The 16,227-nt window shown below is 39.8% G+C and carries 12 protein-coding genes; 9 read left to right on the forward strand and 3 right to left on the reverse strand.

Annotation, left to right across the window (positions count from 1 at the left end; translation table 11 throughout):
- Positions 1-144 precede the first annotated feature (144 nt).
- From IQ230_RS10450 to IQ230_RS10485, 8 genes are all read left to right on the forward strand, one after another.
- Entirely contained in the window at positions 145-1,395 is a 1,251-nt protein-coding gene (locus IQ230_RS10450) for a glycosyltransferase family protein (RefSeq protein WP_193931939.1), read from the forward strand.
- Complete coding sequence (locus IQ230_RS10455) at positions 1,356-2,639, forward strand: glycosyltransferase family 4 protein (RefSeq protein WP_193931940.1); 1,284 nt, start codon at positions 1,356-1,358, stop codon at positions 2,637-2,639. The genes IQ230_RS10450 and IQ230_RS10455 overlap by 40 nt, the downstream gene beginning before the upstream one ends.
- Positions 2,636-3,817 carry a glycosyltransferase family protein gene (locus IQ230_RS10460; protein ID WP_193931941.1) on the forward strand — a complete coding sequence of 394 codons (1,182 nt, stop codon included), beginning with the start codon at positions 2,636-2,638 and terminating at the stop codon, positions 3,815-3,817. The genes IQ230_RS10455 and IQ230_RS10460 overlap by 4 nt, the downstream gene beginning before the upstream one ends.
- 32 nt (positions 3,818-3,849) lie before the next feature.
- A complete protein-coding gene (locus IQ230_RS10465; protein WP_193931942.1) occupies positions 3,850-5,052 on the forward strand; it encodes a glycosyltransferase in 1,203 nt (400 codons plus the stop codon).
- Positions 5,053-5,202: 150 nt separating this feature from the next.
- Positions 5,203-6,207: a glycosyltransferase family 2 protein gene (locus IQ230_RS10470; RefSeq protein ID WP_193931943.1), complete on the forward strand. Its 1,005-nt coding sequence runs from the start codon at positions 5,203-5,205 to the stop codon at positions 6,205-6,207.
- Positions 6,208-6,255: 48 nt separating this feature from the next.
- A complete protein-coding gene (locus IQ230_RS10475; protein ID WP_193931944.1) occupies positions 6,256-8,109 on the forward strand; it encodes an ABC transporter ATP-binding protein in 1,854 nt (617 codons plus the stop codon).
- 272 nt (positions 8,110-8,381) lie between these two features.
- Positions 8,382-9,563 carry a histidine phosphatase family protein gene (locus IQ230_RS10480; RefSeq protein ID WP_193931945.1) on the forward strand — a complete coding sequence of 394 codons (1,182 nt, stop codon included), beginning with the start codon at positions 8,382-8,384 and terminating at the stop codon, positions 9,561-9,563.
- A 17-nt stretch (positions 9,564-9,580) separates the two neighbouring features.
- Complete coding sequence (locus IQ230_RS10485) at positions 9,581-10,576, forward strand: NAD-dependent epimerase (protein WP_193931946.1); 996 nt, start codon at positions 9,581-9,583, stop codon at positions 10,574-10,576.
- A gap of 28 nt (positions 10,577-10,604) precedes the next feature.
- Here the strand turns inward: IQ230_RS10485 and IQ230_RS10490 are convergent, their stop codons facing one another.
- The 3 genes from IQ230_RS10490 to mnmG all read right to left on the reverse strand — a co-directional run bounded on the left by IQ230_RS10490 (position 10,605) and on the right by mnmG (position 15,390).
- A complete protein-coding gene (locus IQ230_RS10490) occupies positions 10,605-12,155 on the reverse strand; it encodes an FAD-dependent oxidoreductase (RefSeq protein WP_193931947.1) in 1,551 nt (516 codons plus the stop codon).
- A 160-nt stretch (positions 12,156-12,315) separates the two neighbouring features.
- Positions 12,316-13,458: a beta-ketoacyl-ACP synthase gene (locus IQ230_RS10495; protein WP_193931948.1), complete on the reverse strand. Its 1,143-nt coding sequence runs from the start codon at positions 13,456-13,458 to the stop codon at positions 12,316-12,318.
- A 9-nt stretch (positions 13,459-13,467) separates the two neighbouring features.
- Positions 13,468-15,390 (reverse strand): tRNA uridine-5-carboxymethylaminomethyl(34) synthesis enzyme MnmG, encoded by a 1,923-nt coding sequence (gene mnmG / locus IQ230_RS10500; protein WP_193931949.1) that lies wholly within the window; start codon positions 15,388-15,390, stop codon positions 13,468-13,470.
- 315 nt (positions 15,391-15,705) lie between these two features.
- On the opposite strand from mnmG, the gene IQ230_RS10505 reads away from it, so the two are divergent.
- Positions 15,706-16,038: a hypothetical protein gene (locus tag IQ230_RS10505; protein WP_193931950.1), complete on the forward strand. Its 333-nt coding sequence runs from the start codon at positions 15,706-15,708 to the stop codon at positions 16,036-16,038.
- Positions 16,039-16,227 lie beyond the last annotated feature (189 nt).

Raw genomic sequence — 16,227 nt, forward strand, 5'->3', positions numbered from 1 at the left:
AAATAAAATTTTTCTCATAATTTATTCATTCTTCTTTCATCAAGAATTGTTAAGCTCTTACACAAGATGTAGAATTACACTTTGATCTCCCGTAATTCTGCTGATTTTCTACCACTGAGAGCTTAAAGCAGAGGTTACTCGACCATGAGACTGATGGTTTATTCTCACGATACATTCGGTCTCGGCAATATTCGGAGAATGTTATCTATCTGCGAATACTTATTAGAGTCTATTCCTGATGTATCAATTTTACTTGTCTCTGGCTCACCTATGCTACATAGTTTTAGGATACCAGCAGGGTTAGACTATATTAAATTACCTTGTATCAATCGCGGCTATTCAGGCAATTTATCAACGAAGTATCTAGGTACACAAGTAGATGAAACTGTCAAGTTAAGAACAGATATTATTTTAGCTGCAACTGCGAATTTTAAACCAAACTTATTTTTAGTAGACAAAAAACCATATGGATTAGATCGCGAGTTAAAACCAACAATTGATTACATCAAGCGCTTTTTACCTCACACAAAACTTGTTCTACTTTTGCGAGATATTCTAGATTGTCCTGAAGTTACTATAGAAGAGTGGCAAAAGCAGGAATATTACACAGCAATTCAATGGTTTTACGACAAAGTCTTAGTAGTAGGAACCCCAGAAGTTTTTGATTTTTGCCAAGAATATAAATGTCCTCCTACTGTTGCGTCTAAAATTCAACAGTGTGGCTATATTCGCAAAAAATTTAAGGAAAATCCCAACGACATATTACATAAATTAGCACTTGAACCACAAGAAAAACTAGTACTTGTTACTCCTGGTGGTGGTGAAGATGGCTATCAATTAGTTAATACTTATTTATCAGGACTAGCTTTACTACCCGCAACACATCATATCAAAAGTGTAGTTATTGCTGGACCAGAAATGCCGCAATTTCATAAACAGGCATTATATCAAATAGCAGAACAGTATTCTCATGTACAAATATGTGAGTTTACAGAGCAACTGAGTGTATACATGAAAAGAGCAAATGTAGTGATTTGTATGGGAGGGTATAACACCCTTTGTGAAGTCATTTCACTTAACAAAAAAGCAATTGTTGTACCGCGTATTTATCCTGTTGCTGAACAATACATTCGTGCTGAACGTATGGCTAACCTGGGGTTAGTGAAAATGATTCATCCGCATAGCTTAACTTCTGAAAATTTAATGCGATCTGTTTTTAGAGAACTTGACAATACTCAAGAATGTCAACCTCCATCTATAGATTTAAATGCTCTACCTCGTATTAGTCAATGTATTGAGATGTTGCTGTATAACCAAGTAGTCGATAGTAAGCAGTATTTAACTAAGGAGACACAATGGCTAACAACAACAATCCTAAAATCGGTTATCTACTAAAAACATTTCCTAAATTATCAGAAACATTCATTTTAAATGAAATCCTAGAATTAGAACGTCAAGGAATAAATCTACATATTTTCTCCTTAAGAAAACCTCAAGATGAAAAACATCATGCTGCACTTCAAACACTTAAAGCAGATGTAACTTACATTCCATCTTTATTTCCTCGATCTTCGCAAGATATAGTGCATCTGCAAGAAGCTAATGTATTGCTAATGCAACAAAACGTACAAAACTACTTTCAATTACTACATTTAGACCACTCAACCACAGAAATAGAGAGCTTAAATATCTTTTTACAAGCGGGGTATTTAGTAAAAGCAATTCGTGAAACAGGAATATGTCATCTTCACGCACACTTTATCAATATTCCTACTGCGGTTGCTGAAGTAGCTGCTCACTTATGTGGCATTCCCTATAGTATCACTGCTCATGCAAAAGATATCTATTTATCTAAGCCTGAAGTTTTAAATCGGAGAATTAGTCAGGCAAAATTTGTTTTGACTTGTACAAAGTACAACCAACAGTTTTTGCAAAAGCTCTCTACTAGTAATACTCCTATTTATCTTAGTTATCATGGTTTAGATTTAGCAAAATTTACTCCCAATATCAAGCAAGAAGTAGTTAAAACATTACCTACTATTTTAAGTGTTGGCAGATTTTGTGAGAAAAAAGGTTTTCCTCATCTTATTCAAGCCTGTAAACTTCTCAAGGAAAGAAACTATAAGTTCCAGTGCCTCATTGTGGGTTATGGTCCTCTGCAAACTGAAATTGAACAACTAATTGCTGAGTTGAAGCTAGAACACTGCATATTTCTAGTTGGCAAGATGACTCAAGATGAGTTAATTGAGGTGTATCGTCAAGCTGATATTTTTGTTCTTCCTTGTCACATTACAGAAAATGGCGATCGCGACGGAATACCAAATGTGCTTTTAGAAGCAATGGCAATGAAAGTACCAGTAATTTCTACTAACATATCAGGAATAGTAGAATTAATAGAACATAAAAGAAATGGTATTCTTGTACCTCCAAAAGAGCCTTTTACTCTTGCAAAAGAGCTAGAAAATCTTATTAACAATCCGCAATTTAGAAATGTATTAAGTCATCAAGGTAGAGTAGACGTTTCAAGTAACTTTTCTATTAAAAAAAATACTACAGATTTAAAAAACATCTTTATGTCTGTACTTGCTAAATACCGTTCACAACAACCTGTATTAGAAGCAGAGGTGTCTTTAGTATGAAAAAACTCATGTTTTACTGCCAACATATTTTAGGTATGGGGCATCTTGTTCGCAGTATGGAAATTGTGCGAGGATTAACTAAAGACTTTGAAGTTTGTTTCATCAACGGCGGACAAGTTGTTGATGATTTTGATATACCTCCAGATGTTCAGGTTGTGAATTTACCTGCCATTAAAACTGATAGTGAATTCAAAGAGCTACAAGTTGTTGATACTACACAAAACTTAGAAGAAATTCAAGAATATCGCAAGCTCAAACTCTTAAAGATATTTGAGCAATTTCAACCTGACTGTTTGATAATAGAACTTTTCCCGTTTGGAAGAAGAAGATTTTCTTTTGAGTTAATTCCCTTACTAGAAAGCGTAAAAGCTTCTCGAAAAAATACAAAAGTGATCTGCAGCCTGCGTGATATTGTTGTCACTAAGCAAGATCAAGCTCGGCATGAAGAGAAAGTGTGTAAATTAATGAATAAGTATTTTGATATGCTACTTATTCATGGCGATTCTCAATTTCAAAAACTAGAAGAAAGTTTTTCTAGAGTTAGCGATCTCAAGTGTGAAGTTCACTACACAGGGTATGTTGTTCAAAAAACAAATAACTTATCTATAAAATTATCAGAAGATATCTTAGAAAAACCTTTAATTTTAGTTTCAGTAGGTGGTGGAAGATTTGGTCATGAATTATTAGATTGTGTCGTCAAAACATCTACTATTTTACAAAAAAGAATACCACATCAAATTTTAATGTTTACGGGACCATTTATGCCTGAAGAAAAATATACACAGCTTCAAACGATGGCAGATGGTTGCAAAAATCTTAAAATCTATCGCTATACTTCAAATTTCCTCAAGTATATGGAAGCTGCTGATTTATCAATTAGCATGGCAGGCTACAACACTACAATGAACATTTTAACGACGAAAGTAAGAGCAATGATTCTGCCTTTTACTGGAAATGACGATCGAGAACAAGCACTCAGATCTCAAAAGTTAGAAAACTTAGGAATAGTTGATGTTATTCATGCTAGTGAACTAATTCCTGACATCTTTGCTGAAAAGGTTATTACTTGTTTAAACAAGCAACCAAATCAAATTAAAATTGATTTAGAGGGAGTCATAAAAACTGCCAATTTTGTTAACCAAGTTGTGGAAAAGAAGCACGTAATTGCTAGCTATTAAAATAGCTTATTGTAGTTTAGGAGAAAATAGTTATGAAGAGAATTTGTATTACTACTTTAGAGTTTCCCCCAGATGTGGGTGGAGTAGGAGAGTCAGTAAACCGAATTGCTCGCCTCCTGCTAGCATTAAATTATGAAGTTCATGTAGCAGTGTTTCATTCAAAAGATCGTAAAGTTAGCGCTGATTGCCGCAAACGAGCAAGTTGCGCAACGATTGAGCAAGATGGCATCTTAGTTCATCGAATTGAACCAGCAATTCGTACTGCTATTTCTACAAAACAAGATTTTTTAAGTGAAATTTATTTACAATTAAAGTTACTGCAACACCAGTATCAATTTGATATTTTTCATGCTTTTTTTATTAATGAAACAGGCTATTTAACAACATTAATTGCTAGAGAAAACAACGTACCTGTTATCAATAGTGTACGGGGAAGCGATTTACACAAACACATCTTTAATCCTACGTTACACGCACAAATGGTGTGGGTATTGGAAAACTCTTCTTGGGTAACTTTTGTGAGCCATGATTTGTATAACCGAGCTACATTATTTGCTCCAACAGTTCAAACTAAATCATCAGTATTTTGGAATTCGATTGAACCAATTGATTTTACTCAGCTTCCTTTACCGCATTTAGTTGATAAACTACAAGGTATTGTGATTGGTTCTGTAGGAAGATTTCGTGATAAAAAAGGAATTGAGTATCTTCTTGATGCTTGTGTAGAACTTAAAGAAGAAATAGATTTTACTTTACTCTTAGTTGGTGATTTTGCTGAGAAAGAGTGCGAATATTGGCAACAAGAAATTGCCAGCAGTGGCATTAGCGAAAAGATCTTAATTACTGGTATTGTTGAGCGCAAAGAAGCTTTAGCCTATTTACCGCATATTGATATTTTTGCAATTCCTTCACTACACGACGGTTGTCCGAATGCCATGCTAGAAGCAATGCTAAGCGGTAGAGCAATTGTAGGCACAAATGTGGATGCAATTGGCGGAATTTTAGTAGATGAAGTAGATGCCTTAGTTGTTAATCCAGCTTCAAGCGAAGAATTAGCTATCGCATTACGACGTTTGGCTTCTCAACCACAATTACGACATAAACTTGGAGATGCGGCAAAGCGAAAAGCGATCGCTGCCTTCTCTCCTACAGTTGAACAACAGCATTGGCAAGAAGTTTACCACCAAGTTCTATCTCCTGAAGAATTAGCTTTAATTAGTCTTGGTGTTGCGTAAGTATGCGGAGTTAGAAGTAGGACTTTTAGTAAAAAAAAATACTAAAAAAGCAGAAATCTGAACAATACTGATCATTTCCTCCTTATTTTTCCAATACTCCTGTTCTAAACTGACGCTTAATTCTTGCTAACTAGTAAAAAGAGGTATTACATGAACTCACAAGTCACAATCGTTGTTGTACCACGCGAACGTTTTAGCTATACACGCGAGTCTTTAGAAAGCATTTACGCTCATACAAAATTTCCCTTTGAGTTAGTTTACGTTGACGGAGGGTCGCCAGCACACATTGAGAGTTACTTAAAACAGCAAGCCGAGGAAAAGAACTTTAAACTCATCCGTAGCGATCGCTATCTTTCACCCAACCAAGCACGAAACTTGGGAATTCCTGCAGTGAACAGTAAGTATACTGTCTTCGTAGATAACGATGTTATTGTCACTCCAGGTTGGCTAACTCGTTTAGTACAGTGTGCAGAAGAAACAGAAGCTGCTGTTGTTGCGCCTTTAGTTTGTATTGGTCAACCAGACGCAGGAATCGTTCATTTAGCCGGTGGAGAAGCCCGCATTGAACTACAGGAGAGAGAGAAAAACGGCAAAACTAAAACTAGACGTCGCGTTCATGAAAAGCACTACTTTGTCAATCGTCGCCTAGATGATGTCCGCAATCAGTTGCAGCGGATTCAATGTGAGTTTGCTGAATTTCACTGTGTTTTAGTGCAGACAGATGTATTTACGAAAACTGGCTTACTTGATGAAAAACTGCTAAGCACCCGCGAGCATATTGACTTTAGTATGACAGTAGCTCAAGCAGGTGGAAAAATCTACTGCGAACCAGCGTCTATTGTCACCTATGTTCCAGGACCTCCCTTCGAGTTAACTGATATGCCCTTCTTTATGCTGCGTTGGAGTGATGCTTGGGAACTCGCAAGTCTCAAACACTTTCGTGAAAAATGGGACGTTACAGAAGATAAATACTTTCAAAAGCGCTACGAACGCTTAGGAGAACGACGCTACCAAGCTTTCTTAAAACCATTCATACGTCGCTTTAGTTTTGGTAGACAGAACTACTGGCTAGTACAAAAAATAGTACCCCTAGAAAGAAAGTTGAATCGCTATATCAGCGATCGCTACCAGCAAAAGCTAGGAGTGAGTAATTAGTGCAGACAACTGCATCACACGCTAAAAACCTTCACACCCTTTGAGGAGATGAGTCGTCGTCCTAAAAATATCAAAGAAGCATTACCAGGTCTCAGCCGGATTTTTAGCAGATTTGCTCCCCAGATTCGCAAACAAAAATTGCTGATTGGTGCCTCATTTTTAGCACTGCTTGCAGAAACTGCATTTCGGTTATTAGAACCTTGGCCACTGAAACTCATTTTTGACTACATCATTGTCAGTGGTTTTCAGACCGAGGCGCTACCAATTCCAGCATTGAGAGGGCTAAATCCTGTCACTTTGTTGACAATATTTACTGGGGCAATTGTGGCGATCGCACTCGCACGTGCAGCAGCTGCTTACTGTAGTACTGTGGGCATGGCAATTGCTGCAACTCAAGTCATGACTGAGATTCGCGGGAATCTTTATACTCATCTCCAACGTCTTTCACTTTCGTTTCATAGCAAAATCAAGTCAGGCGATCTGATTACCCGCGTGACCTACGATGTTGAACGATTGCGGGAAGCCACTGTGACTGCTGCTTTACCGTTATTCACAAACATCCTCACGCTCATTGGGATGCTGGGGGTCATGTTTTGGTTAAATTGGGAATTAGCAACACTGGCGATCGCTGCTTTTCCCTTATTTGTCTTTTCTACATTTCGGACAACAAAAAGCATCCAAGGTGTCGCCCGTACACAACGCAAGCGCGAAGGCGCAATGGCGGCGACAGCAGCAGAAGCGATCGGCGCAATTAAAGTAGTCCAAGCATTATCACTGCAAAAAATTCTTGAAGGTGCATTTGCCAGTCAAAACAAAAAAAGTCTAAAAGACGGCGCACGCGTGCAGCGACTCTCTGCGGCACTAGAACGTAGTGTAGAAGCTTTGGTAGCACTGGCAACTGCTTTAGTCTTGTGGCGAGGTGTTCAGCTTGTGTTGACACAAGCAATTTCTCCAGGAGACTTGTTAGTTTTCATCAACTACCTGAAAACAGCCTTCAAGCCCATGCGTTACTTGGCAAAGTACACCGGACAAATTGCCAAAGCGACAGCTTCTGGAGAACGCATTATCGATTTATTAGACGCTGTACCAGATATTCGAGATACACGTGGGGCAATTGCTGCACCACCATTTCGGGGTAAGGTTCAATTTGAGAATGTCACTTTTGCTTATGAACCTGAACAGCCAGTTCTCCGAAACGTCAGCTTTACTATCAAACCAGGACAGCAAGTAGCATTAGTTGGTCCATCAGGTGGAGGTAAGTCAAGTTTAGTTAGTTTACTACTACGTCTTTACGATCCTCTAGAAGGACGCATTTTAATTGATGGACGCGATCTGCGCGAGTATAAACTCGATTCCTTGCGCCAGCAAATTAGTATTGTTTTACAAGACAGCGTGTTATTTGCTGTCAGCGTCCGCGATAACATTTCCTACGGTTCACTCACGGCAACCCAACAGGAAATCGAAGCCGCAGCAAAACTTGCTAATGCTCACGACTTTATCATGGCAATGCCCCAAGGATACAACACCGTTTTAAGCGAACGTGGCTCAACACTATCCGGAGGACAGCGACAACGAATTGCGATCGCGCGTGCAGCAGTTCGTCAAGCGCCAATTGTTATTCTTGATGAACCGACAACAGGTTTGGATAATCAAAATGAACGTGCTGTAAGCGAAGCACTTGATAGACTTACGGCTGGACGTACCACTTTCATCATTTCTCACAACTTAAGAACTACTGAGCAGGCTGACGTAATTCTTTATATTGAACAAGGAAAAGTTTTAGAAACTGGTACACATCAGGAACTCATCTGTCATGGTGGTCGTTACGCTACCTTGTATCGGATGCAAGCTGCAATTGGTAACGAAGTCCTAGGAGAAGATTATGCCTTAAAAGCGGAGTGATAAGTTTAAGAGAGTTATAAGTGTTGAGTTTTGAGTTATGAGTTAAGAAAATTCAAAATTCAAAACTAACCACTAGCTACTAGTCACTCTTTACCTCCAAACGCAAAACTTTTGAAATATCTAGAATTGAAATCACACTTGTAAGTTATATTCTTGTGCTTTACATGAGAAATGCTGTGGTTCAGCAGAACAAAACTGTATTGTCTTGCAAAGAATAATATCTGATGCTTTGTATGTCATCAGCACTGACAACTCTCGATAGGAATAGTTCAATGGACTCGCAGTCTAGTGCAGAATTGGGTTCTACTCGTGTCATTTTGGTGCGTCATGGTCAAAGTACCTTCAACGCTGAAGGAAGATATCAAGGACGTAGTAATGAGTCGGTGTTAACCGCAAAAGGTTATCAATCAGCTTATCAAACTGGAGTTGCTCTGCAAAGAATACCAATAGATGCTATCTATACAAGTCCATTGCAACGCGCACTTGAAACGACGCAGGAAATTATTAAAGGAATTAATCCACAGAATAAATCTTTACTTGAATTCAATATAAATTCTAATCTTACAGAAATTGATTTACCTGCATGGCAAGGAAAAACCTTTGAGTATGTACGCAACAGCTTTGCTGCAGAATACAAATGTTGGCAACAACGCCCGCATGAGTTTCAAATTAATAGCCCAAACGAAAATTCAGGCTATCATCATGTTGCAACAGCATTAAAACAGTGCTTTCCAGTCCTGAACCTTTACGAACAAGCACAACAGTTTTGGCAAATTTTGCCCCACCATCTTGGTAAGACAATATTGGTTGTTAGTCATGGCGGCACAAACCACGCCCTTATTGGTAGTGCTCTCAATTTGTCACCAGCCCAGTATCATACGATTCAGCAATCAAACTGTGGTATTAGTATTCTGAATTTTCCGGCAAATAGCCAATCAGCACAGTTAAGAGGATTAAATTTGACATCACATTTAGGAGAAGTTCTGCCTAAACTAAAAGCGGGAAAGCAGGGATTGCGTTTATTGCTACTTCCTGTGGATGCGATCGCCTCAAATCAGGTACAGCACTTAGCTGAGTTTCTCAAACCAGTATCAATAGACTTTAGCCTTACTAGCGAACTGTGTATCTCTCAAGAAATTACTACCCATCTTTTGCAAAACCATCCAACAACAGTTCAACTGCAAGTATCGCGACACAATTTCCCTGTAGTGTGGCAACAAACTATTGATTCGCGCCGTTCTTCTATATTAACTAATACATTAGTTACCGGTTTAGTCGTTGCTAGCAGTGCCATTATTAAGTGTATTCTAGGTCAAATATTAGGATTAAGCACTCACAATTTTTGGCGCTTACAATTAAATTCTGGTGACTTAAGTGTTGTTCACTATCCCTTGGGAAACAATTTACCTGTCAGTCAAGCTATAAATTTATCTGATAATCAAATAAAGCTCTAGCAGCCAGAGAAAATACTATGAAAGTGTTAGTTACAGGAGTTGCCGGATTTGTTGGATTTCATTTAGCACAACGTCTATTAAATGATGGTGCTCAAGTTTACGGTATTGATAATTTAAATGAATACTATGATGTCAAACTAAAAAAAGATAGATTATCGCAAATCAACAACCATCCTAACTTTTCGTTTCAGTTTCTCGACTTGATTGATCGTGAAGGACTTTTTGAACTATTTCAAAATTTTCAGTTTGATTATGTAGTAAATTTAGCAGCTCAAGCAGGAGTACGCTATTCACTTGAAAACCCTTTTGCTTATGTTGATAGTAATTTGTCTGGATTTGTTAATTTATTAGAAGGCTGCCGTCGGAGTAACATTAAACATTTAGTATTTGCTTCCTCAAGTTCAGTTTACGGTGCAAACAAAAAAGTTCCTTTTTCTGTTACAGACAACGTAGATCATCCTATTTCTTTGTATGCAGCTAGTAAGAAAGCTAACGAACTTGTAGCACACGTCTATAGCCATTTATACAATTTACCCACAACAGGACTGCGTTTTTTTACAGTTTATGGTCCTTGGGGTAGACCTGACATGGCTTATTTCAAATTTGTACAGGCGATCGCTACAGGAAAGTCGATTGATGTATATAATTTTGGCAAAATGCAGCGTGATTTTACATACATTGATGATGTCATTGAAGGTGTAGTGCGAGTAATGCACAAACCCCCTCAGCCCCCCAAATTGACTACTGAAGAACAGCCAGAATCAACTGCACCTTATAAAATTTACAACATTGGTAACAATAGCCCAGTAGAGTTAATGAAGTTTATTGAAGTTATTGAATGTACTTTAGGAACAAAAGCGCAGAAGAATTTTTTACCCATGCAGCCTGGAGATGTACCTGCAACGTATGCAGATGTCGCAGATTTAATCGCAGATGTAGGTTTTAAACCAAATACATCAATTGAAGATGGTATGCAAAAATTTATTCAATGGTATACAGACTACTACAAATAATCTGAATGATAATCATATAAGCGATACCTCAAGTTGAGTAATCACTGCCAGAACCATACTTCCACGCATCGCTCAATCTATGACAGTAGTAACGTGGTACTGGTGGTAAGTTTTTACTCCACAAATGTAGTGGAATAAAGTGAAATAAACTGCTATAGATTCCTAAATTCAAATAATGAATTATCCAAGTCAATAAATTACTTAATCCGACTTGAGGAATGACTTTAGCAACTAATATTGGATGGTTAAATCCTGTTTTTAACAGTGTCTTAGTTAAAGCAGGAAATTGCACGACATCTTGTAAAAATGGTTTTAATACAGAGTCACCTAAAAGATTCATTTCTTGGAAGACGGCTGACAAAAGTTGATTAATTTGATCAAAGTCAACTTTTTGATGTACGCCAACACTCATTGCTTTTTGAAATAACCAGGTAACACTGATATTTGGTTGATAGGGTTGTAAAAGTGCCAAAGCTTCTACAGAAAGGCGATCGCAACTCAGGGCTTCATGAATACCAAAAGTTAACCGCTTCAGGTGACGGATCATAGCCCCAAATCCACCAAAGCTAACGGGAGATTGACTGCTGCTACTATCTCCAACCGGTAAGATCCGATTCCACGGTAAACGCAATGGATGCTGATAAGAAGGAAAAAAACCAAACAGCGCTCTTTGCAGTTGTAGCTGATTTAACTCTACATTTTGGTACTCTGGCATTAAACGCAGATAATCCTCAAACAAATCTTCTAAGCTAGGACGACTAGGGTGAGTATCCAGGTAGGTAAACAAATATGTTGTTCTACCATCGCGTGCCGGAAAAGCTTCCCAAAAGTACTGACATTGCTGCTGTAGCGGTGTAAAAGATACAAGTAAGTCTCCGGTATCATTTGAGGGAAAGCCAGTAGCACAACTTCCTACAACTAAGCAAACTCCATCAGGTTTTCTCCCCTGTCGTGCTTGCTGAACAATTGGGGAAGCATATCCCATCGCATCTAGTAATAAGCGAGTTTGAATTGATTCGTCGTTTGCTGTATTTTTGACGACGACACCATTAGGATGAACCGTGGCATTCACAAAAGGTGTGTTCTCAAATAATCTACCTCCAGCCGCCAGAAACTTTGATTTGAGTGTTTCTAATAAATAAACTGGATCGACACCAACATTTAAAACATCGCGTATCCAGATTTCTGTACCCTGATGAAAGCTAACGCGGGCAGGATTATATTCTGTGGCGATCGCTTGTTCTAACTCTGCTGTAGTAAGTAGATTTAACTCTAAGAAAACTTCTAACTCTTGGCGCGAAATATTCCATTCTTGATCTCTACCGCGCAATGTTCCTCTTTCAATCAGTGCAACTCGCCATCCCAATTGTGCTAAAGTGCAGCCAATCAAAATTCCTAAGGTTCCACCACAAATAACAACATCCCAGTCAATCTTTTCTAAAGCCTCATCGCTTTGAGTGATCGCTGTGGGAATAGTAGTATTTTCTTCTCTAATTGATGTCAGTATGCAATCTGTACGGCGTAAACCATTGAGAACATCACCAGGTAATTGAGAAAGAATTTCTTCAGTAAGGCTCATTTGGGAACATTTGGGAATGAAGGACTTGAGGATATCAACACATACCCTTCGACTAAAGTCGAGGCTACGTAAGCAAAGTGTACCTTCGTACACTAAAACTAAGATTTTTAACAGTAAGTCTCATGTGCACTCGCATTTTTATAAAGATCTTACAGAAGCTTCAATGACGAAATTTTCCCAACCCGACTACAGCATTTTGTCCGCCAAAACCAAAACTTAGACAGAGAGTCGAGTGAATTTTACCTTGACGCGATGTATTAACAAAATCTAAATCAAACTCCGGTACTTGTAAGCCCACGCATGGCGGTAACAATTGATGATGTAATGCCATTAGGCAAAACGCTGTACCTAAAGCACCAGAAGCCCCTAGAGTGTGTCCTGTGGCTCCTTTTGTAGAACTGACAGCAACTCCTTGGGGAAAGACAGTTTGGAGTAAATTCGCTTCGTTTTGATCGTTAAGCTTGGTTGCCGTACCGTGGGCGTGAATATAGTCAATATCTGTTGGAGATAATTTGCTACGCTCTAAACATTGTTTAACAGCTGCGATCGCACTTGTGCTTCTAGGTTCTGGCATATTTGCATGATACGCATCACACGTTAAACCAAAACCAAGAATTTGACCGTAGATTTTTGCCTGACGTTCTTGTGCTGACTTTGCGGATTCTAAGACAAAAACAGCCGCGCCTTCTCCTAATACTAATCCTTCTCGATTCCGATCAAAAGGATATGCCCCAGTCTGTGCTAGTGCTCCCATTTTTTGAAAACCAGTTAATGTTAATGGTGTAATCGCTGCTTCTACCGCACCTGCGATCGCGCTTTGGCATTGTCCAATTTGAATTAATTCATAAGCCTGCGCAATTGCCCAAAGTCCTGTTGCGCACGCTGCCATAGGTGCTAGAACAGCATTTTTTGCTCCGATTTGATGTGCAACTGCGATCGCTGGTGTATGCGGTAATGTTTCTAACCAGTGTTCTAATTGTTGCAGATCGTACTGACTCTGATACTGTCGCGCCAAATTTTCCCAAGATGCTTGATGAGTGCGACTTGAGCCAATAACTACACCACACTCTGGTAATGGTAATTTTAACCCTGCATCTTTAATCGCAGATGATACTACTAGTTCAGTAAGATAGCTTAAGTGGGCTGGTTGCTGTGTTATGAGTGCCAATGGTCGTGGTTTTAGTTCAAGAAATGGTTGCCGCACTCGAACTCCAGAATTCCCAGCGACTAAACTGTGCCAGCTTGTCTTTAAATTTGTGCCTAAAGACGAAACTAAACCAATACCAGTAACAACAACGTCCACGACTAACCATCATGATACCAAAACTGATGGTTGTGCACCACTCCGCGAACGTACCTCTAAATAGACAAGCAACGCATTGACATCAGCAGGGTTTACACCACCAATTCTTGCAGCTTGCCCAATTGTCAGAGGTTGGACTTTAGCCAGTTTCTCGCGTGCTTCTTTTGAGAGAGTTTCGATGGCAGCATAATCTAAATCAGGTGGCAGTGGGCGGTGTGCTTGCCGTGAGATTTGGTCAATTTGGTTTTGCTGACGCTGTAAATAGCCAGAATACTTAATATCGATTTCAGCACCTTCTTTCTCCACCACATCAAGATTGGGATTTCCTAAACCGTGATGTTCGAGATCTTTGTAGTGAAATCCAGGGCGTCGTAGTAAGTCGGCGAGTGTAATTGATCCTTTGATTGCTTGTTGTGTTGTTGCGGCGATCGCTCGTCCTACTGGTTCGTGTTCTTTCACTCGTGTAGCATAGAGTCGTTCTTTTTCCGCCGCAATATTTGCTTGTTTGCGGGTAAAAAGTTCCCACCTACGATCGTCAACTAACCCAATTTCACGCCCTAACGGTGTTAAACGCTGGTCGGCATTATCAGAACGCAGTAACAAGCGATATTCTGAACGGCTAGTCAGCATCCGATAAGGTTCGCGCAGATCTTTAGTACACAAATCGTCTACCAAAGTACCGATATAACTTTGTTCGCGAGGAAAAACAATCATTTCCTGATGCCGCACATAACGAACGGCATTGATCCCCGCTACAATTCCTTGGGCTGCTGCTTCTTCATATCCTGTTGTGCCATTAATTTGTCCAGCACAGAATAAACCCGCGACTTTCTTTGTCATTAACGTTGGATAACATTGCGTTGCAGGCAAGTAATCATATTCCACCGCATAAGCTGGACGTAGCATCACACAATTTTCGAGTCCTGGAAGCGTGCGCAGCATCTGGAGTTGGATTGCTTCAGGTAAGCCTGTCGAAAAGCCTTGAATATAAAGTTCCGGAATATCGCGCCCTTCTGGTTCAATAAAGATCTGATGGCTTTCTTTATCAGCAAAGCGGACAATTTTATCTTCAATACTGGGGCAGTAGCGCGGTCCTTTGGCATCTACCCAGCCGCCATAAACTGGCGATAAATGAAGGTTATCGCGGATCAGTTGATGTGTTTGGGCGGTGGTGCGCGTCAGGTAACAAGGCATTTGCTCGCGTTCTACCCACACATTCGGGTCAAAACTAAACCAACGAACTTCCGAGTCGCCTGGTTGAGGTTCTAATTGAGTGTAATCGAGCGATCGCTTATCAACTCGTGCTGGCGTTCCTGTTTTTAATCGTCCGGTTTCAAAGCCTAGAGAATTGAGTGTCTCCGTTAGTCCCTCTGCTGCAAATTCCCCTGCGCGTCCTGCTGGCATTGATTTATTACCAACCCAAATGCGACCACCGAGGAATGTCCCAGTCGTTAAAATCACCGTAGGAGATTTGAATCCGACACCAAAGTAAGTTTCAACGCCAATAACTTCATCGTTTGCGCCCAACACCAAATCTGTCACCATCGCTTCGCGAATTGTCAAGTTTTCCTGGTTCTCAACAATTCCTTTCATCACTGCTGCATATTCTCGCTTATCCGTTTGGGCGCGTAATGCCCACACAGCAGGTCCTCTAGAAGAATTGAGTATCCGCTTTTGCAGGTAGGTACGATCTGCCATTTTGCCAATTTCTCCACCCAAAGCATCGACTTCATGTGTCAATTGCGATTTGGCGGGACCTCCCACAGCAGGGTTACACGGTTGCCAGGCGATTTTATCCAAGTTCAGGGTCAGCAGTAGCGTCCGACAGCCCAATCGTGCAGTAGCTAGGGCAGCTTCACAACCAGCATGACCTGCTCCGACAACGATGACATCAAACGCGTCGATAAATTCTACATTGGTGGGCGATCGCATAAGCTATGGCTTTAAATCGGGCAGCTAAGGACTTATATTTAATTCTAATCGTTCGTCGTTTACAACCAAGACAATGAGCCAAATTGGTCATCAGCAAACTTGTTAGTGGCGATCAAACCCTAGCGGTAACTTTACCTTAGAGAAACAAAATGTTGAATCCACGCTAGTGGTGTTGTTGCCAGATATCTTCTAACCTCTAAACAAAAGTTGTGTTTTGGGCTTAAGTTAATTGCTAGCAGCTAAAAACTCATCGCTTTTATAACTTTTCACGCTATTTTAAACAGCAAGTCCCCCTGAGTATAGCTACAGAAGCTTGTGAAATACTTCTTTCTCACTGATGGCTGGACAGTCTGCCGAGTATGGGCATCTGATGGTCTATGGAACGAAACCGCATGGCGGCGTCAACCAAATATCCAACGCTTAAATATTTGTCTCGTAGAAGCCAGTGAAAAGTTGTGGTTATATTGCGTCGAAGACGTAGTATTAACTGTAGAGGTCAAACCGATAGTGAATACTCAAGATAACTTCGCAGTCCAAATTGGTCAAGTAGTCCTCAAACGCTTGATTAGTGCTGAACAAGTCATTGAGCGACTAGGTGCAGCCGAGGCAATGTGTCAGTTAAAGAGTATTCAATTAGTTGTCCAATAAGTCCCACAACCAGATGGGATCGCTCTTGCAATCGGCACAGGACATAGTTACACTTTTTTAATAATTCTCATTTTTGTTTGTATTTCCGTTGCTTGATTTATGAATACAATCTGTCAACACGCAGTGACGTTTTCTAGCAAGCACCTGGTAATAACAAAAAGTTGAAAAATTGCGTTGTAGACATAATTC

It is taken from the genome of Gloeocapsopsis crepidinum LEGE 06123, from assembly GCF_015207655.1.
Classification (GTDB): Bacteria; Cyanobacteriota; Cyanobacteriia; order Cyanobacteriales; family Chroococcidiopsidaceae; genus Gloeocapsopsis; species Gloeocapsopsis crepidinum.

Bases quoted from the DNA above. Each gene is read 5' to 3' on its own strand.
- IQ230_RS10455 (WP_193931940.1), top strand. From the start codon at position 1,356: ATGGCTAACAACAACAATCCTAAAATCGGTTATCTACTAAAAACATTT.
- IQ230_RS10465 (WP_193931942.1), top strand. From the start codon at position 3,850: ATGAAGAGAATTTGTATTACTACTTTAGAGTTTCCCCCAGATGTGGGT.
- IQ230_RS10460 (WP_193931941.1), top strand. From the start codon at position 2,636: ATGAAAAAACTCATGTTTTACTGCCAACATATTTTAGGTATGGGGCAT.
- IQ230_RS10475 (WP_193931944.1), top strand. From the start codon at position 6,256: ATGAGTCGTCGTCCTAAAAATATCAAAGAAGCATTACCAGGTCTCAGC.
- mnmG (WP_193931949.1), bottom strand. From the start codon at position 15,390: ATGCGATCGCCCACCAATGTAGAATTTATCGACGCGTTTGATGTCATC.
- IQ230_RS10470 (WP_193931943.1), top strand. From the start codon at position 5,203: ATGAACTCACAAGTCACAATCGTTGTTGTACCACGCGAACGTTTTAGC.
- IQ230_RS10450 (WP_193931939.1), top strand. From the start codon at position 145: ATGAGACTGATGGTTTATTCTCACGATACATTCGGTCTCGGCAATATT.
- IQ230_RS10480 (WP_193931945.1), top strand. From the start codon at position 8,382: ATGGACTCGCAGTCTAGTGCAGAATTGGGTTCTACTCGTGTCATTTTG.
- IQ230_RS10485 (WP_193931946.1), top strand. From the start codon at position 9,581: ATGAAAGTGTTAGTTACAGGAGTTGCCGGATTTGTTGGATTTCATTTA.
- IQ230_RS10490 (WP_193931947.1), bottom strand. From the start codon at position 12,155: ATGAGCCTTACTGAAGAAATTCTTTCTCAATTACCTGGTGATGTTCTC.